General features: G+C 71.3%; 19 protein-coding genes and 1 pseudogene. 6 read left to right on the top strand and 14 right to left on the bottom strand.

The window, feature by feature from the left end; translation table 11 throughout:
- Positions 1-27: 27 nt before the first annotated feature.
- The gene (locus ABZ567_RS30300) at positions 28-2,271 is read right to left on the bottom strand and encodes a LuxR C-terminal-related transcriptional regulator (protein ID WP_360796004.1); all 2,244 of its coding nucleotides are present in this window, start codon (positions 2,269-2,271) and stop codon (positions 28-30) included.
- Positions 2,272-2,464: 193 nt separating this feature from the next.
- On the opposite strand from ABZ567_RS30300, the gene ABZ567_RS30295 reads away from it, so the two are divergent.
- Positions 2,465-3,142 carry an alpha/beta fold hydrolase gene (locus tag ABZ567_RS30295; RefSeq protein WP_360796001.1) on the top strand — a complete coding sequence of 226 codons (678 nt, stop codon included), beginning with the start codon at positions 2,465-2,467 and terminating at the stop codon, positions 3,140-3,142.
- A gap of 280 nt (positions 3,143-3,422) precedes the next feature.
- Here the strand turns inward: ABZ567_RS30295 and ABZ567_RS30290 are convergent, their stop codons facing one another.
- Positions 3,423-4,079, bottom strand: coding sequence for a class I SAM-dependent methyltransferase (locus ABZ567_RS30290; protein WP_360795998.1), 657 nt, complete (start codon positions 4,077-4,079; stop codon positions 3,423-3,425).
- Between the two features lie 12 nt (positions 4,080-4,091).
- A complete protein-coding gene (locus tag ABZ567_RS30285) occupies positions 4,092-5,192 on the bottom strand; it encodes a cation diffusion facilitator family transporter (RefSeq protein WP_360795995.1) in 1,101 nt (366 codons plus the stop codon).
- Between the two features lie 322 nt (positions 5,193-5,514).
- On the opposite strand from ABZ567_RS30285, the gene ABZ567_RS30280 reads away from it, so the two are divergent.
- Complete coding sequence (locus ABZ567_RS30280; RefSeq protein ID WP_360795992.1) at positions 5,515-5,739, top strand: hypothetical protein; 225 nt, start codon at positions 5,515-5,517, stop codon at positions 5,737-5,739.
- A gap of 368 nt (positions 5,740-6,107) precedes the next feature.
- Here the strand turns inward: ABZ567_RS30280 and ABZ567_RS30275 are convergent, their stop codons facing one another.
- Together ABZ567_RS30275 and ABZ567_RS30270 are read right to left on the bottom strand one after the other, a co-directional pair.
- On the bottom strand, positions 6,108-6,488 hold the full coding sequence (locus ABZ567_RS30275; protein WP_360795989.1) for a DUF393 domain-containing protein: 381 nt from the start codon (positions 6,486-6,488) through the stop codon (positions 6,108-6,110).
- A gap of 215 nt (positions 6,489-6,703) precedes the next feature.
- The gene (locus ABZ567_RS30270) at positions 6,704-7,276 is read right to left on the bottom strand and encodes a TetR/AcrR family transcriptional regulator (RefSeq protein ID WP_360795986.1); all 573 of its coding nucleotides are present in this window, start codon (positions 7,274-7,276) and stop codon (positions 6,704-6,706) included.
- A 108-nt stretch (positions 7,277-7,384) separates the two neighbouring features.
- Between ABZ567_RS30270 and ABZ567_RS30265 the strand changes: the two genes are divergently transcribed.
- Positions 7,385-8,266, top strand: coding sequence for an NAD(P)-binding domain-containing protein (locus tag ABZ567_RS30265; RefSeq protein WP_360795983.1), 882 nt, complete (start codon positions 7,385-7,387; stop codon positions 8,264-8,266).
- Positions 8,267-8,359: 93 nt separating this feature from the next.
- On the opposite strand, the gene ABZ567_RS30260 is transcribed toward ABZ567_RS30265, so the two are convergent.
- Positions 8,360-9,595 (bottom strand): PP2C family protein-serine/threonine phosphatase, encoded by a 1,236-nt coding sequence (locus ABZ567_RS30260; protein ID WP_360795980.1) that lies wholly within the window; start codon positions 9,593-9,595, stop codon positions 8,360-8,362.
- Positions 9,596-10,321: 726 nt separating this feature from the next.
- On the opposite strand from ABZ567_RS30260, the gene ABZ567_RS30255 reads away from it, so the two are divergent.
- A complete protein-coding gene (locus ABZ567_RS30255) occupies positions 10,322-10,546 on the top strand; it encodes a hypothetical protein (protein WP_360795977.1) in 225 nt (74 codons plus the stop codon).
- A gap of 232 nt (positions 10,547-10,778) precedes the next feature.
- On the opposite strand, the gene ABZ567_RS30250 is transcribed toward ABZ567_RS30255, so the two are convergent.
- Both ABZ567_RS30250 and ABZ567_RS30245 read right to left on the bottom strand, forming a co-directional pair.
- Positions 10,779-11,975 carry a serine hydrolase domain-containing protein gene (locus ABZ567_RS30250; RefSeq protein ID WP_360795974.1) on the bottom strand — a complete coding sequence of 399 codons (1,197 nt, stop codon included), beginning with the start codon at positions 11,973-11,975 and terminating at the stop codon, positions 10,779-10,781.
- Between the two features lie 462 nt (positions 11,976-12,437).
- Positions 12,438-12,689, bottom strand: coding sequence for a hypothetical protein (locus tag ABZ567_RS30245; RefSeq protein ID WP_360795971.1), 252 nt, complete (start codon positions 12,687-12,689; stop codon positions 12,438-12,440).
- Between the two features lie 200 nt (positions 12,690-12,889).
- Between ABZ567_RS30245 and ABZ567_RS30240 the strand changes: the two genes are divergently transcribed.
- Positions 12,890-13,177 carry a DUF6296 family protein gene (locus tag ABZ567_RS30240; protein WP_360795968.1) on the top strand — a complete coding sequence of 96 codons (288 nt, stop codon included), beginning with the start codon at positions 12,890-12,892 and terminating at the stop codon, positions 13,175-13,177.
- Between the two features lie 84 nt (positions 13,178-13,261).
- Here ABZ567_RS30240 and ABZ567_RS30235 read toward each other — a convergent pair whose 3' ends face one another.
- Together ABZ567_RS30235 and ABZ567_RS30230 are read right to left on the bottom strand one after the other, a co-directional pair.
- Positions 13,262-13,540 (bottom strand): hypothetical protein, encoded by a 279-nt coding sequence (locus tag ABZ567_RS30235; RefSeq protein ID WP_360795965.1) that lies wholly within the window; start codon positions 13,538-13,540, stop codon positions 13,262-13,264.
- 104 nt (positions 13,541-13,644) lie between these two features.
- On the bottom strand, positions 13,645-15,192 hold the full coding sequence (locus tag ABZ567_RS30230) for an FAD-dependent oxidoreductase (protein ID WP_360795962.1): 1,548 nt from the start codon (positions 15,190-15,192) through the stop codon (positions 13,645-13,647).
- A gap of 281 nt (positions 15,193-15,473) precedes the next feature.
- Here ABZ567_RS30230 and ABZ567_RS30225 point away from each other — a divergent pair, with 281 nt between their 5' ends.
- Entirely contained in the window at positions 15,474-15,674 is a 201-nt protein-coding gene (locus ABZ567_RS30225; RefSeq protein ID WP_360795959.1) for an MMPL family transporter, read from the top strand.
- A gap of 1,015 nt (positions 15,675-16,689) precedes the next feature.
- Here ABZ567_RS30225 and ABZ567_RS30220 read toward each other — a convergent pair.
- From ABZ567_RS30220 to ABZ567_RS30205, 4 genes and pseudogenes are all read right to left on the bottom strand, one after another.
- On the bottom strand, positions 16,690-16,851 hold the full coding sequence (locus ABZ567_RS30220; RefSeq protein WP_360795956.1) for a hypothetical protein: 162 nt from the start codon (positions 16,849-16,851) through the stop codon (positions 16,690-16,692).
- Positions 16,852-16,864: 13 nt separating this feature from the next.
- The gene (locus ABZ567_RS30215) at positions 16,865-17,542 is read right to left on the bottom strand and encodes a hyaluronoglucosaminidase (RefSeq protein ID WP_360795953.1); all 678 of its coding nucleotides are present in this window, start codon (positions 17,540-17,542) and stop codon (positions 16,865-16,867) included.
- Between the two features lie 460 nt (positions 17,543-18,002).
- Positions 18,003-18,749, bottom strand: coding sequence for a type I-E CRISPR-associated protein Cas6/Cse3/CasE (gene cas6e, locus ABZ567_RS30210; protein WP_360795951.1), 747 nt, complete (start codon positions 18,747-18,749; stop codon positions 18,003-18,005).
- 89 nt (positions 18,750-18,838) lie between these two features.
- Positions 18,839-18,934 (bottom strand): annotated as a pseudogene (locus ABZ567_RS30205) (hypothetical protein); the annotation flags it as partial.
- Positions 18,935-19,249: the final 315 nt, after the last annotated feature.

Here is a 19,249-nt window from a genome sequence, read left to right as displayed (position 1 = left end):
GATCCGCTCTTCTTACGAAGCCCCAGGTCACCGACCTGGGGCTTCGTCGTTGTCCAGACCTCTGAGGGTGCCCGCCGTACCCTGCGCGTCGACAAGGCGCGCGAGTTCCACCCTCGACGAGATGCCGAGGCGGGCGTAGGTGCTGCGAAGGTGGTGGTCGATCGTGCGAGGACTGAGGACCATCCGGATCGCGATCTCTCGATTCGTCGCTCCGTCCGCCACCATCCCGGCGATCAGGGTCTGTTGAGCGGTGAGCGCGCCAAGGGCCGCCGCTGCCGGGAGGCGGGCGGACCGGGCCGTATCGCCGAGTGCGCGCAGCTCCGCCGCCGCATGGCGCGCGCCGGGCAGGGCCCCGAACTGCTCGAACGCCTGGAGCGCCGCACGCAACCGGTCCCGCGCCTCCGTGGTTCGCCGCATCCGCCGGAGGGCGATGCCGTACAGCAACTCGGTCCGCGCGCGTTCGAGGTGACGGCCATCCGCGTCGTGCAGGTCCAGGGCGTCACGGTAGTGGGCGAGGGCCTCCGGGCCGCAGGCGAGCAGCGCCCGGCAGCGGGCCGCGAGGGCCAGATGACCCGGGCTGGCGACGGTGTCCGCCCAGCGTGTGTAGCCGACGGCCGCCGCGGCCGCGGCGGCCGGTTCGCCGGCGCGGACGGCGGCCTCCACGTAGTGCGGGGTGGAGAGCAGCCGAATCGCCGGATGCCCGTGCCCGGGGCCGAGACGGGCCAGGGTGCGCAGCTGGGAGGCGGCCTCGGCGGGGTGGCCCTGCGCGAGGTCGAGGTAGGCGAGCGCCCAGAGGCTGAGCGCCGTAGCGAGCCCGATGCCGTGCTCCGCCGCGTACGTCCGGGCCTGCCGGGCGCGGTCCCGGCACGTGGTGGTGTCGCCCTGGAGCGCGGCCAGCAGGGCGAGGCCGGCCAGGATGTGGCAGGCGACGTTGTCCTGGCCGGTTTCGCGGGCCAGGCGGTGCGCGTCGACCGCGGTGGCCGTCGCGGCGCCGAGGCGCCCGTTCCACGCCTCGGCGTACGCGCGGAACTCCAGCAGCCGGGGCAGCGCGGCGTGTTCGCCCTGGGCCCGGGCGGCTGACTCGGCCCGGTGCGCCACGGCCAGGGCGAGGTCGTCGTCGCCGAGGTAGAGCGCGGCCAGCGCCGCGTGCACCAGCACGGTGGGGTCGTCGCCGTGCCGGGCGAGGGACACGGCTTCACGGAGCCGGACGGCGGCCTCGGCGTAGCGGCCACGTACGGCGGAGGCGATCCCGGTGAGTCCGGCGAGCAGGGCGCGGGCGGCGGGAGCGGACGGCGGCGGGCTCTTCCGGGCGAGGGCCGCGGCCTGGTGGCAGCGGTGCAGGTCGCCGGTGTAGTGGCCGACTTCAGCGGCGTACGCGAGGGCGTACGCGGCGGTCACGGGGGCGGCGAAGGCGGAGTCGGCAGGCGTACCGCCGGTCGCCGAACGCCCCCCGCCGGTCACGGCGTACGCCCCCCGCGCGCCGGCGAAGGCCGAGGTCGCCGCCTCGGCAAGGTCGTCGTAGGCATCGGGGGCATGCCCGGAGCGCAAGGTGACCAGGCCGCGCAGCAGTCGCACGCGGGGGTCCGTGCCGGGAGCCGTGCGCTCCGCGGCGGCGAGGAGGCAACGTGCCCGGTCGGGCAGGCCGCCGTGCCAGGCGTGGAGGGCGGCACGGGCGAGGGCGGCGTGGCGGACGGCGGTGTCGGGGCTGAGGAGCGCGGAGCGTTCCGCGTGGTGGGCAGCGGTCGCCGGGTCGGGGGCGGGTGCGCCGGCCAGGGCGCGGGCGAGGCGGCTGCTCGGACCGAGGGAGGCGCAGGCACGATGCCAGTTCCACGGGCCGGGCTCGGCCCTCGGGTCGAGGACGAGCGCCAGCGACCGGTGGGCCAGACGCCGCTCCTCGGGTCCGGCGCTGTCGTACACCACGTCCCGCACCAGCGGGTCGGCGAAGACGAGACCGGCGGCGGTGGGGCGGATGAGGCCGGCCTCCTCGGCGGGTTCGAGGTCCGTGGGCTCGTACCCGGCGGCGACCACCGCGCGGTCGAACGCCCGGCTCTCCACAGGGTGCTGGTCGGCGGCGGCGAGCAGCAGCAGTCGGCGCGTGGCGGCCGGCAGCCGGGCGAGACGGGCGCGGTGCTGTTCCGTGGCCAGCAGCCGGCGGGTCAGCGGATCCGGCAGCGGGTCGAGGCCGGCGCGTTCACGCGCGGTGAGTGCGGCGGTGAACTCGGCCGCCGCGCGTGCGTCGCCGTACACCGCGAGCCGGACGCGAACGCTCACGCCGTCCTGCGACAGCCCGGGGGCGCAGTCACCCGACGCTTGTTCCAGCGCACCCGCGCTGTGTGGCCCCACTGGCATGTCTCGTAACGCTAGAGCTAAGTTACCGGCGTGTAAAGACTGGTGAGACAGCCGATGGCCGTGGTGTCGCGCCGCCCTCACTCTGGGGCTCCCCCAGCACGTGAGAGGAACCCCGATGCGACGATTCACCCGTGCGCTCTCCGCCGCCGCGGCCTGTGCGGCGGCGGCGGCCGTCCTGCTGCCTGCGGCCCCGGCCCAGGCGGCGGTGCCCGATCCGGTTCTGTTCGTCCACGGATACAAGGGCGGCGCGTGGAACTTCAACGAGATGGTCTCCGACTTCAAGGCGTCCGGCTGGCCGGCCGACCGGCTGTACGCGATGTCGTACAACCCGTTCCAGTCGAACGAGACGACCGCCGTGCAGATCCGTGATCAGGTCAACGCGCTGCGCGCCCGCACCGGCGCGGCGAAGGTGGACGTCGTCACCCACTCGATGGGCGGCCTGGGCTCGCGCTGGTACCTGAAGTTCCTCGGCGGCACCTCGTACGTCGACGACTGGGTGTCCCTGGGCGGCCCGAACCACGGCACGAACGCGGCGCAGGTCTGCGACTGGGCGCTCGCGTCGTGCAAGGAGATGGCGACGGGCAGCACCTTCCTGACCGCGCTCAACAGCGGCGACGAGACGCCCGGGGCCGTCAACTACGGGACCTTCTGGTCCACGTGCGACGAGTTGATCAATCCGGACTCGAGCACGGTCCTGTCCGGCGCGAGCAACACCAACGTGGGGTGTGTGGAGCACGCGTGGCTGCTGGTCAGCGAGAACGTCTCGCAGCTGACGCGGAACTTCGTCAGATGACGCGAGCCGTCACCGAGTGAGCCCCAAAGGCGGAGGGCTGTCGCCCCAGGGCCGTCCTCCGCCGGGGTGCCTCAGCCCGGGACCGGGTCACGGGTCCGTCTCGTGCGAAGGACCGGTGGACGGGCGACGGCGTCCCGTCGGGCACCCGCTCCCGCGCCACCGACAGACGGCGGACCACGAGCGCATGAGGCTGCTGCGGGGGGACGTCTTTGCGGTGTCCAGACGCCAGGAGAAGCCGGGGGCCGCCGGTGGGAGTTGTCGAGGCAGTCGGGCCAGGTGGTCAGGTTCGCGCGACAAGGGCGTAGCGTTCGTCGGCCACCGGGTGGCCCCACAGGGCGGTGTCGGCGCTGAGGGGTTCGATGCGCAGGCCGGCGACGAGCGGGCGTACCGTGTCGGCCAGATCGTCGGCGGCGATGCCCCCGTACCAGGGCAGGGTCTCGGCCCCGGCGACGTAGGGCACGTCTTTCTGTCCGGCCTCGCGCCAGCGGCCCTCGATGAGAATCAGCAGGCCGCCGGGGCGCAGGCGCCCGGCCCATTCGCGCAGGGCGGTGTGGGGGTCGGGCAGGGTCCACACCAGGTGGCGGCAGAGCACGACGTCGAACGTCTCCGGGCCGGTGGGCGGTACGGCGGCATCCCCGACCAGGAACCGGCCCGCGAGGTTGGCGGCCGTCAGCTTGGCCTGGGCGGCCTCGACCATCCGCGGTGCCAGGTCGACCCCGGTCACCCGATGCCCGGCCTGTGCGATCAGTTCGGAGAGCGACCCGGTGCCGCAGCCGACGTCCAGCACGTCGGCCGGGGTGGTGGGCAGCCAGGCGGTCAACAGGTTCGCCCATGCGGCGCGGGTGTGAGCGGCCTTGAGGCCGTGGTCCGGTTCGTCGTCGAAGCTGGGGGCGGCGTCGTCCCAGTAGGCGGTGATGGCGGCGGCGGGGTTCGTCATCCGGTGATTCTTTCAGCCGCCGCTGACAACGCCCGTGGGGTGAGCGCTGTGGTGGGCCAGGGTCTGGTGCGGGTCGTGGCCCGGAACAGGGACCGGGTCGGTGTGGACGGTCGCGGCGGTCAGCCGGGGGACGGCGTGGATGAGGGCGTGTTCGGCGGCGACGGCCACCTCGTGGGCCTCGACCACGGTCAGGTGCGAGTCCACGACGATGTCGGCCTCGGCACGCAGGGCGTGGCCGATCCACCGCATCCGCACCGGCCCGATGCCCCGCACCCCCTCCACGCCGCGCAGGGTCTGCTCGGCGGTGGTGACCAGGGCGGGGTCGACGCTGTCCATCAGGCGCCGGTAGACCTCCCGGGCGGCGTCCCCCAGGACCAGCAGGATGGCGGCGGTGATCAGCAGGCCCACGACCGGGTCGGCCGCCTGCCAGCCCAGGGCCGCGCCGCCGGCGCCCAGCAGGACGGCCAGGGAGGTGAAGCCGTCGGTTCGGGCGTGCAGCCCGTCGGCGACCAGCGCGGCGGAACCGATCTTCCGTCCGGTGCGGATGCGGTAGCGGGCCACCCACTCGTTGCCGACGAACCCCGTCAGAGCCGCCGCCGAGACGGCCCACAGGTGGGTGATGTCGCGGGGGTTCATGAGCCGATCGACGGCCACCCAGGCGGCCAGGACCGCGGAGGCCGCGATGGTCGCCACGATGAGGATGCCGGCCAGGTCTTCGGCCCGGCCGTAGCCGTAGGTGTAGCGGCGGTTCGGTGCCCGCCTGCCGAGGACGAACGCGATCCCGAGGGGGATGGCGGTCAACGCGTCGGCGGCGTTGTGGATCGTGTCGCCGAGCAGCGCCACCGACCCCGACAGGGCGACGATCACCGCCTGGACGACGGTGGTGATCCCGAGGACGGCCAGGGAGATCCACAGCGTGCGCATCCCCTCCCGGGAGGTCTCCATCGCCGCATCGACCATGTCGGCGGCCTCGTGACTGTGCGGCCGCACCAGATGGGCGACCCGGTGCCGCAGCCGGGCCCGCCGCGAGGGCCCGTGCCGGTGCGCCGTCTCCGCAGACCCGTGCCCGTGCCCGTGGTGGTCGTGTGGGTGAGTGTGCTGATTCCCCTCCATGGACCTCACCGTGGCATACGGATTCGCTTGCAGCCACAGCCGTCATACCCACCCTGACCAGGTGCGATGACCTCGCAACAGCGCGCGCCGGGCAGCTGGCCGACAACCGCCAGCTCACACCCCTTCTGCTGTGCGACATCCCGTGGGACGGCGGAGGCCGGGGAGGCCGACCGCCGAACCACAGCGGGAAGCACAAGGCCCATGTTCTGCTGTTTCCCGCCCTGACCGACGAGCGCGGCAACCGGGCGTGAATTTCGGCAGCAGGGCCGGGCCGCTCCAGCGAAGTGACCGCCGCCCGGCACGACAAGATCACCACCAGGCTGTGGGGAGGCCGGCCTCGGCGCTGGCGGACCTCGGCATCACCGGCCTGGACGACGATCCCGACGACCCCGTGATCATCACCGGCCGTCACCGACCCGAGGTCATCCCCTCAGTACCGCTCAGAAGGACGAACAAGCTGATCAGCTGCGAGCGGGCGGCGAGCGAGCACGGCTTCGCCGATGTGAGGAACTGGAGGTTCCTCGCCAAGGTCCGCGTGAACGCCTGACACGCGACCACGCTGGTGCGGGCCCTCCTCGTGCTGACGAATGCCGGGGTCCAGTGGTGACGGGTGAGCACCCAACGCCGCGAAGTTGAGGCGTGGCGACCAGTGCGAGCACTCCAGTCTCGACCCACGCCGGCCCCATGACCTGCCGGCTTCAGGTTGGACGATGACCATTGTCAGTGCCGCATCCTCATCGACCCGCACCACCCGTTGACGATGGCCCGCTATTTCGACACCCACTGGTTCATGAACTACCGGGAAAGCGGCTGACCGAGCCCGCCGCTTACGGCCCCGGCCGTTCTCGGAGCCTACGAGCCCTCCAGACCCGGCATCGTCTACGCCGCCATCTGACCGGGCCGCCCCAACCCAAGTCACTCAGGACGGCGTGGCAGGGTGCAGGCAGGTGTTCCTCCCGGGAGCCGGTGGCGGTGGGCCGCGACGAGCCGGTAGGTGCGCCGTGCAGCCCACCGCACGCCCGGCAGCAGGAGCGTCGCACCCAGCGGCGCCCAGAACCCGCCGGCGCTCAGGAGAGCCTTGGCAACGGCCCGGGCCCCTCCCTCGACCGTCCCGGTGGGCGTCACCCACAGCACCTCGTACTCGGCCTGCTCTCGGGTGACGCCGAGGCGGTCGAGGTCCGCCAACTGCCCCGGAACGATGTCGCAGCGGGGCTGTACGCGTCGTTCGGCGAATCTCGCCGACATCGAGCAGAAGCCGCAGTCTCCGTCGTAGACGAGCACAGGCCTGGAACGCATGCCTCCATCATGCCGCGTCGCGACACGAAGGTCCCAGGGCCGGCCGCACACCGCTCCTCCGCCATGGGGTGCCGACGTCACACGACGCCGCCCGTGGCGGACGCCCCGGCTTGACGTCGTGCGTCCGCAGCGTGCGCCCACCACATGCCTCCCGGCGCGAAGGCTGCAATCACGCATGTGGGCGTACACCTGGCACGCGCATGCCGACAGACTTCCTAAACCTCGTACGAGCGAACGAGGCGGGCGAGTTGCCGGCCCGCCACCAGGAGAGGTTCCTCGCTGCGGTTGACCTGGGCGGTGACTTCGGCACCCTCCAGGGCGGAGATGACGGTGGTCGCCAGTTCCCGGGCGCTTTGGGAGGGGAACCCGCAGCGCAGCAGCTTGTCACGGACCAGTTGCTCCCAGCCGCGCAGTGCGTCGGCGCATGCCTGCTGGATCTCCGAGTCGGTGCCGAGCGTCTCCAGAGCTGCTGCCGTGACGGGGCAGCCGTCGATCCAGCCCGACTCGCGCACTTCCTCGGCGAGTTGCCGGGCGCAGGCCATCACGGCCTCCGCCGGGTCGTCGTCGCCGTCCAGCGCCTTCCGCAGAAGCGTCGCGAATTCCTCGGTGGAGTGCTTGATCGCGGCGACGGCGACGGCCTCCTTGCCGCCCGGGAAGAAGTGGTACACGGAACCGAGCGTGGCCTGCGCCTCCTGGGCGATCTGCTTGATTCCTGTGCCGACGTAACCCTGCCGCTGCAGGAGGCGTGCTGCGGCGACGACGATCCGGGCCTTGGTGGTGGTCTGCATGGAGCCACCGTAACGCCCCATTGAGTAGAGCGTTCGTTCTAGAGCGTGGTAGGTTCTCGCCACGCTTTAAATAGAGCGCTCGTTTTAATGAGGGATGGAGATCTCGGCATGAGCAGCACCAAGCAGTCGGTCACCGTCATCGGCCTCGGCCCCATGGGGCAGGCCATGGTCGGCGCCTTCCTCGACCGCGGATACGACGTCACCGTCTGGAACCGCACCACGTCGCGCGCAGACGCCCTGGTCGCCCGTGGAGCGGTGCTCGCGCCGAGCGTGAAGGAGGCCCTCGCCTCCAATGAGCTGGTGATCCTCAGCCTCACGGACTACGACGCCATGTACGCCACCCTTGAGCCCGCCTCGGCCGCACTGACCGGTCGGACGCTGGTCAACCTCAGCTCGGACACACCGGAGAAGGCCCGCGCCGCGGCCCGTTGGGCAGCCGAGCGGGGCGCTGTCCAGCTGACCGGCGGTGTCACCGTGCCGCCCTCCGGGGTCGGACAGGCCGAGTCCTCGACCTTCTACAGCGGCCCGCGTCAGGTCTTCGACCAGCACCGGCCTGCGCTCGAAGTCATCACGGGGCGGACCGACTACCGGGGGGAGGACCCCGGGCTTGCCGCGCTCATGTACCAGATCGGCATGGTCATGTTCTGGACCTCCATGCTGAGCTACTGGCAGGCCATCGCCCTGGCCGACGCCAACGGCCTGACGGCGGCGGACATCCTGCCGCACGCGGTGGACACCGCGAACTCGCTGCCGGGATTCTTCTCCTTCTACGCGGAGCGCGTCGATGCCGGCCGGCACACGGGTGACGTGGACCGCCTGGCCATGGGATCGGCCAGCGTCGAACACGTCCTGCACACCAATGCCGACGCGGGCGTCGACATCGCGCTTCCGGCCGCGGTCGCTGACCTCTTCCGGCGCGGCATGGACGCCGGCCACGCCGCGGACAGCTTCTCCAGCCTGCTGCGGCTGATGACGAAGGCCAAGGCGTAACCGTACCGGCCCGACGAGGTAGGGGAGTGGTTGGCAGGAGGGACGCCTTTCGCCGCCTCGCGGCGGTGAAGTGGCCCCGGTTCGGTGGTTGTTTCACCCTGCCGAGGCGCGTGGGCCGTGCCATTCGCAGAAGAGGACGGTGGCGTCGTCCTCCAGTCGTCCCTGGTGGTAGTCCATGACGGCGTGCATGAGACGGCGCAGGGTCTCGTCGAGGGGGAGGTTGTCGGCGTGGTGGCGGATGATGAAGTCGGTGAAGCGTTCCACGCCGAACTCGCGGCCTGCGGTGTCGCGGGCTTCGGTGATGCCGTCGGTGAACAGCAGCAGCCGGTCGCCGGGCTCCAGCTGTTCGGTGCTCTGGGTGATGGGCAGGTCGAAGCCGCTGCCCATCGGCCCGGCGGGCGGGCAGTGAAGCGTGCTGGCCCAGCGACCGCCGCGGATCAGCACCGGCAGCAGGTGTCCGCGGTTGACCCAGCTGAATTTTCCGGTGTCCAGCTCCAGGTCGGCGAGGATGCCGGTGGCGTAGCGGCTGTGTCCGAACTGCTCGACCAGGGTGTGCTCGATCGCCGCACTGGCGTCGGGGATGCTCGCGCCGGCGCGGCGGTGGCTGCGGCAGGTGGCCATGGCCAGGGCTGCGGTCAGGCCGGCGGACGTGTCGTGGCCCATGGCGTCGAAGACCGCCAGGTGCAGGACGTCCTCGGCCACCGCGTACTCGAAGGCGTCCCCGGCCACCTCGTACGCCGGTTCCATGAAGGCGCTGACCGTGACCCGCCGGTCGGAGAACGTCCGCGGCGGCATCATGCTCCACTGCAGTTCCGCCTGTATCCCCATCGGCCGGACGCGGGTCAGCCGGGCGTGGGAGTCGCTGTTGGCTCGCTTGGAGGTCAGCAGCAGCCCGGCCATCGACGCCAGCGCCCGCATGACCTCCGTATCGGGCCTGCCCCCATTCCCCTCGCAGGGCTCGACGAGCAGGACCCCCAGGCGTTCGGCACCGTCCCGCACCGGCACCCAGCACGCCCCGCCACGTGCCGGCGCCGTGACCTCGGCCGTCTGGTACGTGCGGCCGGGCAGCGTGCCCTCGATCGCGTACTCCTCGCCGCCCTTGCCGGCGCTCAGACCGATCCCGGTGACCTCGCGCAGCACCTCCTCCTGGAGATCCGCCACGAACAGCCGCGCCCCGCCCGCACCGGCTTCCTTCGCGGCATCGTCGAGAAGGCGGGGCAACTGCTCGAACGGCGCCGTGTGACTGGCCTCCAGCAAGCCGGTCAGCGCCCGTGCCAAGCCGAGCGCCGTCACGCCCGTCTCCGCGCCCCAGGCCCCAGCCCGCCGCATACGTATTCCTCTTCTGCCATGACCCATCCCAACCAGCGCACGACCGCACGGGCCCGCGAAAAGACAATGCATACGCCACCGGGAACCCCAGGATTCAAACCCGAAGAAGCGACACCGGCACGCCCACCCCGGGCCCGGCGAGGGGCCGGCCAGGACGGCGATCCCCGCAAGTCTCCCACCCCGCTGACGCGGACGCGTATCTCGGGTCCACCACCTGCTTGCCGGTCAGGCCGCTGGCCGTGCGAAGCCGGCACAGCTCCAGGCGCCGCCCCCTGACGGTGGGGTCGTTGTTCGCCGTCACGGGCGGTCTACCTCCGGCTCCGAACCACTGCGGGCGCCCAGGTTGGCACGGACCCCGGCTGGTGATCACGCGCCGTGCCGCCGGGGCCCGACGGCGGCCAGAAACGGATGGTGACCGTGTAACTTGCCGCTCGGGGTGGATCACCTTCGAGGTCGGCTCCCAGCAGCTCAGAGCACAGAACGCCTGGGCCAAGGGCGTCCTCCGCGCCGCGGACGAACGCCTTCGGAAACGCCGGCCCAGCCGTTCGTCGATGCCCTGCCGAGCTGGTCCAGGCGCAGGCCGGCACAGACGGCTTCGCCGTCTTCCACCGCTGATGGAGATCCTTGAGCGCCACTTCTCGCTGTCGCTCCCCGATCTCGACCACGTCCAGGAGTGATCCCGGGCCCCGACTGGTCCGTACGGCGGGGTGGGGTGAGTCTGGGAAGGTGAACAGCGTGCCGATCACCGTGCACCGTCCCTCGGCTTCCGGGGGCCGGCGGGTGACCGTACGCCGGGGCGGACAGGACGAGATCCTCGGGCTGGCGCACTCCGATCATGACCTGATCGTCTTCCTGGAAGCCGCCGGACTCCTCGACCCCGAGGCGGTGATCGACGATCCTGCCTGGGTCGAGTGGCGGGGCGGCCGCGCACACCAGTGGAACGCCGCCTGACCACGCCGCCAGCGCTGAACGGACGCGGCACCGGGTACCGGGCCCAGCCCCGCATGCGCGACAGCGGGGTTCGGGGGTTCCGGCTCATGGTTGGTGAGTGACGTGGCGGTATCTCACGGCCTCGCGGCGGTCCGGAGGTGGGGTGGCAGGTTGCCAGATGGCTCACTGTGACGAGGACGCCACGTTCCGCCGCACGACGTTGGCCCCTCGGCGCGGTCGATGCGGCTGCGGGTCAGCGGTCTTCGAACAAAGCGCAGGCGAAGTTCTCCTGTACCGTGCGCAGCCGGGCCAGCAGGGCGGGCTTGTTGCTCTTGCTGGTCTGCGTGTTGATGGAGAAGGTCAGTGATCGGGTGCCGTCGGGGGTGGTGGCGGCGAGTTGGGTGTAGCCGGGGGTGTTCCCGGTGTGGCCGTGGAGCACGCCGCAGCGGGTCGTGTACTGGAAGATCGCCAGCCCGGCGGCGTTGGTTCCGGGGCCGGCCGGCTCGGAGGAACCTCCGGGGATGAACGTGAGCTGTTCCTTGCGGGTCTGCTCCGACAGCAGGCCGGGGCCGCCGTAGCCGCGCATGAGAGCGCCCAGTTCCCGGGGGGTGGAGACGATTCCTCCGGAGGCCCAGACGCCGGAAGCGCCGATGGCTTCGCTGATGTCTTCGGGTTCGGCGGGCGGTGCGACGTCGTAGCCGTGGAAGTAGGGCTGGGGAAGCCGGTAGCCCTGGGGCAGGCTGGTGCGGCGCAGACCCAGGGGACGGTACACGAGCTCCTTGAGCAGGGCCTCGTAACGGCGGCCGGTGGCGGCCTCGGCCATGAGGGCCACGGCGATGTTGTCGGAGTTGGAGTACTCGTACAGGGCGCCGGGGGCGAAGAGCAGCGGTTCGTCGGCCACGAAGCCGAGAAGTCGCCGCGAGTCGAAGACGTGGCGTGGGTCGGCGGTGATGACCTTCAGGAACTCGGGGTCGGCCGAGAAGTCGGGCAGGCCGCTGGTGTGCTGGAGGAGCTGGCGCAGAGTCACCGCGTGCCAGGCGGCGGGCTGGTCGGGCAGGCGCTCGCCGATGGTGTCGTCGAGGGACAGCTTTCCCTGGGTGACCAGCCTGAGGGCCACGGCCCCGCTGAAGGCCTTGGCGATGCTGGCGATGCGCATGTGGTCGTCGGGGTGGGGCGGGCGGCCGGTTTCGATGTCGCCGACACCGGCGGTGTACACCTGCGTACGGTCGCCGCGGGTGAGCACGGCGATCACCCCGGGCGGGCCGTCCTCCTGGGCGACGAGCCGCTCGAGTTGCTGCTGGAGACGTGTGTCGTGGTGCGGGCGGTCCCGGTCCGGCTCGGGGCCGCCGACCGCCTGCGCGGGCTGGAGCAGCCCGCCGAGCGCAGCGGTGGTGAGGGCGGCGGCGGAGAGTCCGGTGCGGAATCGGCGTCCGTGGGCACGGGTCAGCACGTGCGTGTCTCCTGGGTGTGCGGTGGGGCGGCAGGGGTCGGCGACACCGGCCGGTGCATCTGCCTGCCTAGCAGCCCGGTGGCCGCGCAGGGGTGGCGGCGCGCGCCGCTGCCCCCGGTCAGCGGACACGGCAGTGGCCCGCCCCGGCGTGTCGCGCCGCGCGGACGCGCGGGTGGGACGGAGGACGCAGCGCTGACGTAGCCCCGCTAGGGAGTGTCTTTCCGTCATCGGATCGTTGGTTCGGTCATGAGGGATGGGCGCCCACATCGCGAGGTAAGCCCCGCGCGGGCGTCTGGTGCCCGGCTCGTCGGCGTCGGCGTCGGCGTCGGCGGAGCAGCCGGAGCTCCCTGTGCAGATTCCGGGGCCGTCGAGCCGTCAGGGCAGCGCCCTGACGTTGACGTCCCGTGTCGCCCATCAGGGGCAGACCCCGCTTCGCTGCTGGGCCAGCGGCAGCCCGGGGGCTCAGTGAACCAGTGCGGCACTGGCGGCGAGCGCGGGTATGAGCACGGGCTCGTGGAGGGCGGCGCCGATCGCGACGAGCGCGAGAAGAGCCGCTGCGGCGGCGCTGACGTTGTGGGCGGCGGCCACGGGCGTCGGACGCACCGGGGCACGGCCAGCCATCCGGGCCAGGCGCGGGCGCCGGTCGCGGGGAACGGCGGCGATGCCGGTCACGGCCGGGATGGGATCGGGATGCGGAGCGATGTCCGTAGTCATGTGAGGCGGGGCTTCCGGGGCAGGCGGCCGGGCGCCGGACGAAACGGAGGGGGCGTCGGGCCGCCTGGGACCCTGTGCTCCGCAGTCCGCCCGGTCTCGCGCCCCCTGGTGAAGCGGCGCGGCCACGCACCACTCTGACCAGGGAGTTTTCGGCTGGTCGGCCGGGGGCGTAGCAGGGAGAACGGCGTAAAATGGTGTGAATGAGCACACTCCGATATGAGCTGGTGTTCTCCGACGACACGGGTTCGGCTCAGGACATCGCCATCGTCGAGCGCACTTCTTCCAAGGGGCCCGGCGGTCACCCGGTCTACGCCGATCCCACCGGCATCATCCGGGCGGAGATCAGTGACCAGGACGAGGTGCGCATCCTCGCCTCAGGCGGACACCAGGCACCAACCCAGCACGTCCTGGCCCGCCGTCTCGCCGAAGCCGATCCGAAAGGTCCCGCCGGCCCCTCCACGTCCGGGCCTGACTCCGCGTTCGGGTAGGGCCACCTCGCGATGCCCCCGCGGTGACGAGGCCGGAGGAAGGGCAGGTGCCGACGGGATCGGATGCGCCGTCCGCGTTCGCGCTCATCCCTCCTGCTCCCGGTGCAGGGCGCGCGCCTGGCCCAGCAGTTCGACGCGGCCGGCGCCTGGGCGCGGCCGGGCCCAGTACGGGTGGAAACGGATCTCGGCGAAGAGCCGGATCAGCCGTCGCCGCAGGGCCGTGTGCCCCGCGCCTTTGGGGTTGCGGGCGAGTTTGACGAGCGACTGGTGGGCGCGGCTTGAGCCGTTGCTGCCGCTGGGCAGAAGCCGGGCCGTCCACCGGTGTGGACCCGGCGGCAGTTGGCGGCAGTTGATAGGCGGCATACGGGGGCGGACCAGGACCGGCGCCCTGTAAGCGACGTGCCGGAGCGGTACGGGCCGTGGGACCGGGTCCAGGACCTGTTCCGGCGCTCGGCAGCGCGGTGGGATCAGAGCTTGTCGGTGTCCTGCGGTTCCAGGGGGTGGAGGGCGGGGCCTTGGAGGACGTCGCCGTCGATGCCGAACCGGGAGCCGTGGCAGGGGCATTCCCAGGTGCGTTCCGCGTTGTTGAAGGCGACGAGGCAGCCGAGGTGGGTGCACACGGCGGAGACGGCGTGGAGTTCGCCTTGGTCGTCGCGGTGGACAGCGCAGGGTTTGCCGTGGGCGCGCACCACGGTGCCCTCGCCGGGGCGCAAGGAGGCGACCGGGCCGTTGCTTCCGTTTCCCAGTGCGTCGAGGCGGTCCTTCACGAAGTGCTTGCCGGTGTCCCACTGAGCCTTGAGGAACGCGGGGGCGGTCCGAACGGCTGGTCCCAGGCGGCGGGGATCATAGAACTCGGCCCACGGCGGGCGAGGGGCGGCAGTGATGAGCGAGGCGAGGAGCTGTCCGGCCAGTACGCCGCCGGTCATGCCCCACCCGGCGAACCCGGTAGCGGTGTAGACGTTCTTGCTTCCGGGGTGCAGGGGGCCGATCAGCGGGACGGTGTCCGTGGCGCTGTTGTCCTGGGCCGCCCACCGATGGGTGGTCTTGAAGCCGGGGAAGCGCTGCTCGGCCCAGGTCTGTAGCCGGGTGTAGCGGGCCACGGTGTCCTCTCCGGCTCCGGGTGTGAAGGCCTCGCCGGTGATGATCAGCAGCCGCTCATCGCCCGGGCCGGGGGCCGTCCGTACGGACCGCTTGCCGCCTTCGCTGGTGATGTACATGCCGCCGGGGTCCTGGCTGGCGGGGATGGGGCCGGCGATGGCGAGATCGCGATGCTGGGTGAGGCGCGTGGACAGCAGGGCGTGGTCGAAGACGGGATGGTGGGTGGCCACGACCACGTACCGGGCGGTGACGGTCCTTCCCGAACTCGTCGTGATCCGGCAGGGCTCACCCTCGTCGAGGTCGGTGACGCGGGTGTTCTCGTAGATCTCGCTGCCGCGGGCGGTGAGATCGGCGGCGAGTGCGCGCAGGTACTTCAAGGGATGAAACTGGGCCTGGTCGTCGACCCGGACGGCGCCGGCCACCGGATGGGGCAGATCGGTCTCCGTGACGAAGGTCGCGCTCAGGCCCGCCTGCCGGGCTGCCTCCGCTTCAGCATGCAGGGCCTGTACCCCGTCGGGGTCCTGGCAGTAGGTGAAGGCGGGGCGCCGTTCGAGCTCGCAGTTGGCTCCGAGTTCTTCTGCCACCTCCACGATCCGGCCGAGCGCGGCGCTCTGCGAGGTGGCGTAGAGGCGTGCGCCCTCCTCCCCGTGCTGGGAGCGCAGCTCGCTGTAGATGCTCGCGTGCAGGGCGGTGACTTTGCCTGTCGTATGGCCGGTGACGCCTGCCGCGACCCGGCCCGCTTCGAGCACGATGACGCGGAGGCCGACACGGGAGAGCTCCCACGCCGTGCTGAGACCGGCGATTCCTGCGCCGACCACCACCACGTCGGCTTCCGCCGGCGCCGTCAAGGACGGGTAGGCGGGCATGTCGACCGTCTGCATCCAGTAGGAGCTGCTCGCGTCGGGGAGTCGATTCATGCTCCGCGCCTGCCCGCAGAGCCGTCGGGTGATGCGTAGCGTCTGCCTTTCGCCGGGCGCGTTCCTCGGCGTCGTGGTGCCAGTACGAGCCGTCGAACTCCACGGCCACGGCCTGGTCGTGAAGTACGGCGAGAAGCATGTGGAGCCGGTAGCCGCCGTACGGTGTCAGTGGGTACTGCTGGTCCTCGCCGGTGAGGACGTGCTGGAGTTCGGCGAACAGTTGTGTCTCCTGCCGGGAGATATCGGTCCGTCTGTGGCAGCGCGGGCAGCCCTGTCCGCCCATGAACCCGTGCGCGGCCCTGGACTTCGGCCTCGCCGTCGACTACGCCCTCCTCGTCGTCACCCGCCACCGCGGCGAACTGGCCACCGGCACCTCCGTGCGCGACGCGGCAACCGCCGCCGTACGGGCCACCAGCCACGCCGTCTTCTACTCGCCGCGACCATCCCCACGTGCCTGGCCACGCTCCTGCTCTTCCCCCTGACCTTCCTGCGGTCCATCGCCCTCACCGGCATGCTCGTAGTCGCCATCTCCGCCGCCGCCACCCTCCTGCTCCTGCCCCCCGCCCTCCTGCTCCTGGGCGAACGCCTTCGGCGCCCCGCCCGCCCTACGGGCACCCGTCCACGGCTCGCCACACCGTGGACACGCCTCGCACGCGGCCACCCGGCGCCGCGCCCCCCGTCGTCGAGTCGCAGTACGAGAAGGGGGTCGACGTCCGGACATGGCCGGCCTCCTTGAACAGGGCCCTGGCGGTACCCGCTTCGGGGAACCGGCAAACGGGTGACCCCTTCCCACCGAATGGCGGGCGACTCCAGCCAGCTTCCTCAGGGCGGCTTGCCCGAAAGCTTGCCCTGCACGCGAAGGGGCGATGGCGAAGGCTTGCCCACGAGGGGCACGTACTCCGGCGGGGCGGATCGGCGCCACCGCCCAGCAACGCGAGGTCGATGTACCCGCGTAGTCAGGGCGGGCAGGGTGATGCAGCGGTTCGCGAGCCCGGGCCGTCCTCAGTTCCCCGCAGGGAGCGGAGTCGGGCGGACAGGGAAGGTCGGGAAGGTACCCGTGGGGGGCGGGGAGGGGGCGGGGGTGAGGGTGGGGCAGACGCGGCGGAAGGGGACGCCCGGGGCCATCCGCTCCCATTCGGCGAGGGTGGGGTTGGCCGCGGCAAGGCGGCAGGCGCGGGCGACCGGGTCGCGAAGCGTGGCGCCGAGCTGGGCGATGCTCCAACGGACTGCCTGACCGGGGTAGTCGTAGGTGGTCAGGGTGGCGCCGTCGGAGCACCGTGCTTGCGCAGAAGCGAGGCGCCAACTGGCCCTTCACCTGGGCGGCAGCACGCCCTTTCTGGACCGCGTGGGCGTGTCCGGAGCGAGTGAACGGCAAGAAGTGCCTGGCTCCGCGCACGGCGGCGGTTCCGGCGTAACGGCCGTACGCAGCTGAGGAGGGCCTCCGTCATACGGCGGAGGCCCGCCTTCTCCCGCGGCCGGCTCTCCGACCCGTCCCGCTCAGGCGGCCGGGTCCGTGCCGGACTTCGTCTCCGCCGCTTCCAGCCGTGCCTTCAAGTCGGCATTCTCCGCCTCCAGACGCGCAATGCGCTTGCGGGCGAAGTACAGCTCCATGACAGCATCGTGGAACTCGGAGATCAGTTCTTCGGGGGTCAGTTGCACCCTGGTCCTCCCCTTACGCCGACGCGACTTCGGTCACGGTGCCGTTGCCGCCCTTCCAGAACAGCTTGCCGTCCTGGGAGAAGAGGGAACCGCCACCGGCTGCGGCCGGCGCGTTGGTCGGTGCGGCGGGGACGTTGGCGAGCCGCACCGCGCCCTCGGCGAAGATGGCGGAGGGGGCGTCGGCCGCCGCGACCACGTGGAGCTGGGACTGGGGCGTGGCGCCGCGGGCTATGCCAATGCCGGTCCGGCCGGTGCCCTTGACGACGAAGTCCTCAACCCCCGGGTTGTTCCGCAGGACGATCAGGGAACCCTTGGTCGGACCGTCGGTCGCGGTGACGAAGATGCCCTGCGCTGCGGTCCCGGCGGTCCTGAGGTCGATCGAGAGACCGGAAGCCCCAGGGTCCGAGCCGTCGGCGTATCCCTTGTGCGAGATCTTCAGTGTGCCGCGCGAGGTCTCCACGCCGGTCAGATACATGGCCGAGGTGGCCGGGTTGTCGGATGTGACGTTCAGCGCCGCGGTGTCCCCGGAAGGAGCCTTGTGATTGATGGTGACGGTGTGCGCCGTCGTCGACGCCCCGTAGAACTGGGCCGGCGAGGTGTACAGGGTGTACTCGTTGTCGGCGCTCGCGGCCGCGGCTTCCGAGCCTGCGGCGACGGTGACCGCGCCCGCGGTGAAGGCACCGAGAAACACTCTTCGTCCCACTGCCATGGGTGAACTCACTTTCGTCGTGGTCGCTTTGTGCCGCCGAAGCGGTGTGGCGGCCGCACTTGACGGCAAGGTACCGGCCCCGGCCGTGTAGGTCACTTTCCCTTCTGGGGGCACGAGTGCGGGGAGCAGGGCGAGTGGACGGCGGGACGGGCCCCGCGAGTGGGACCATCCCCGCGGGCGCGGGGATGGCTCCTCCGCTCGGGCGCCGGCTGGCTTGCTGCCGGGCATGCCTACACCGAGCTGATAAGAGGCCCGCTCGACGGTTTCCTGCTCGACGCTGCTGGCTGGGTTCCTGATCGCATCCGTGCCGGTGCCGTCCTCGAGACCAGTCTGGTTGATCGATGCGGCACTTCAGGCGAAGTGCCGCATCGATCAATGGGCCTGCGTGTGCTGGGTGGCGGCCTTGTGGTTGCTGGGGGAGTGGGCGTTGCGGCTGGCCGTGTTACGGGTTTTGTGGGGTGGGCGGCGCGAGGGTAAGCAGTCCGCAGCCGTAGGCCTTGGAAGGGCCGATGCCGGTGATCAGGGCGCGGGCCAGGGTGATGGGGTCGGTGACACGGAGGCTGCCCTCGTAGGTGGCGGTGTCGATGCTCACCTTCGTTGTGCCGGTTCGTGTGCCGGTCTGGTCGGTGAGGTCTTTCGCGAAGACATGCCTGTTCTGTCGGGTGATGCGGATGTCTGGGATGGGCTCGGGGGAAGGTGCGGTGTCGGTGAAGGGGAAGATTCCGGGTGCTGGGTCGGCGGTGCCGGGAATGGACAGTGGTTCAAAGCCGTGTTTGTGAGCGCGGCTGGTGAGCCAGGCGAGCTGTGCCGACATGGTGCGGTGAGCGACGCGGTATGACCGGCGTTGTGAGGGGTCGTTGTTCCGGCGTTTGGCTTCCTGCCGGGTGGTCTGGGTGGGGTTCAGGAGTGCTGTGCGTTTGGTGCTCATGACGGGGGATGCGGTGAGCCGGAACGTGTACTCCTGTCCTTCTTGGAGGTGGGCGAGGAGGGGTTTGTATGCGGCGACAGCGGGTTTGGCGTTGGCGTGGTCGACGGCCCATCCGGCCTGCTCGACGAAGGCGGTCCAGTCGGGCTGGGGGTGGGTGAGGACGTAGAGGTAGGGGCGGGCGGGGTTGTCGGCGTCCAGGCGCCACAGAGTGCGGCCGGGATCGGGGTGGTAGGCGACGGCGCCGAGGACGGCAGCGTGCATGGCTTGGGGGGAGTTGATGAGCTGGCGCGCAACCCCTCGATCTGCTCCACGAACGTCACCGCGGGGCAACCGGCATTGAGACACTTGAACCTGCGCACCACGACCTTGATGAACACCGGGGCGCCGCCGATGGGTGCGTCGGCGAGGTGACGTACGTAACGGCCGTGCACCCGCCACGACGGCATCGCGAAGGCGGACATCTGGCCGGGAGCGCCTCGCACCTGCTGCGAAGCGTGACCGCTCCTGCCATCCTCTCGACCGGCTCCACGACCACCACCCGCCAAATGCGGCAGCAATCGTCCCAAATTCCCTGAATTACGCACCTGTTGAATGCCCAGTTCAGCAGCCTGGCATCACAAGATCTTCGGCATAGCCGAGAATCGCCGTCGTTCACAACAGGCACGTGGAGACAGCAGCGGCGAGAAGGGCAGCGGTCCGGAGAACAATCACCCTGATCTTGTGGCCCGTTGAGCGCCTTGATCTCGCGACGGCATGCCGAG

Source organism: Streptomyces sp. NPDC016459 (assembly GCF_040632845.1).
GTDB lineage: Bacteria > Actinomycetota > Actinomycetes > Streptomycetales > Streptomycetaceae > Streptomyces.
Note: the sequence above shows the minus strand (reverse complement) of the source record. Positions and strands in the feature narration are given on the sequence as shown.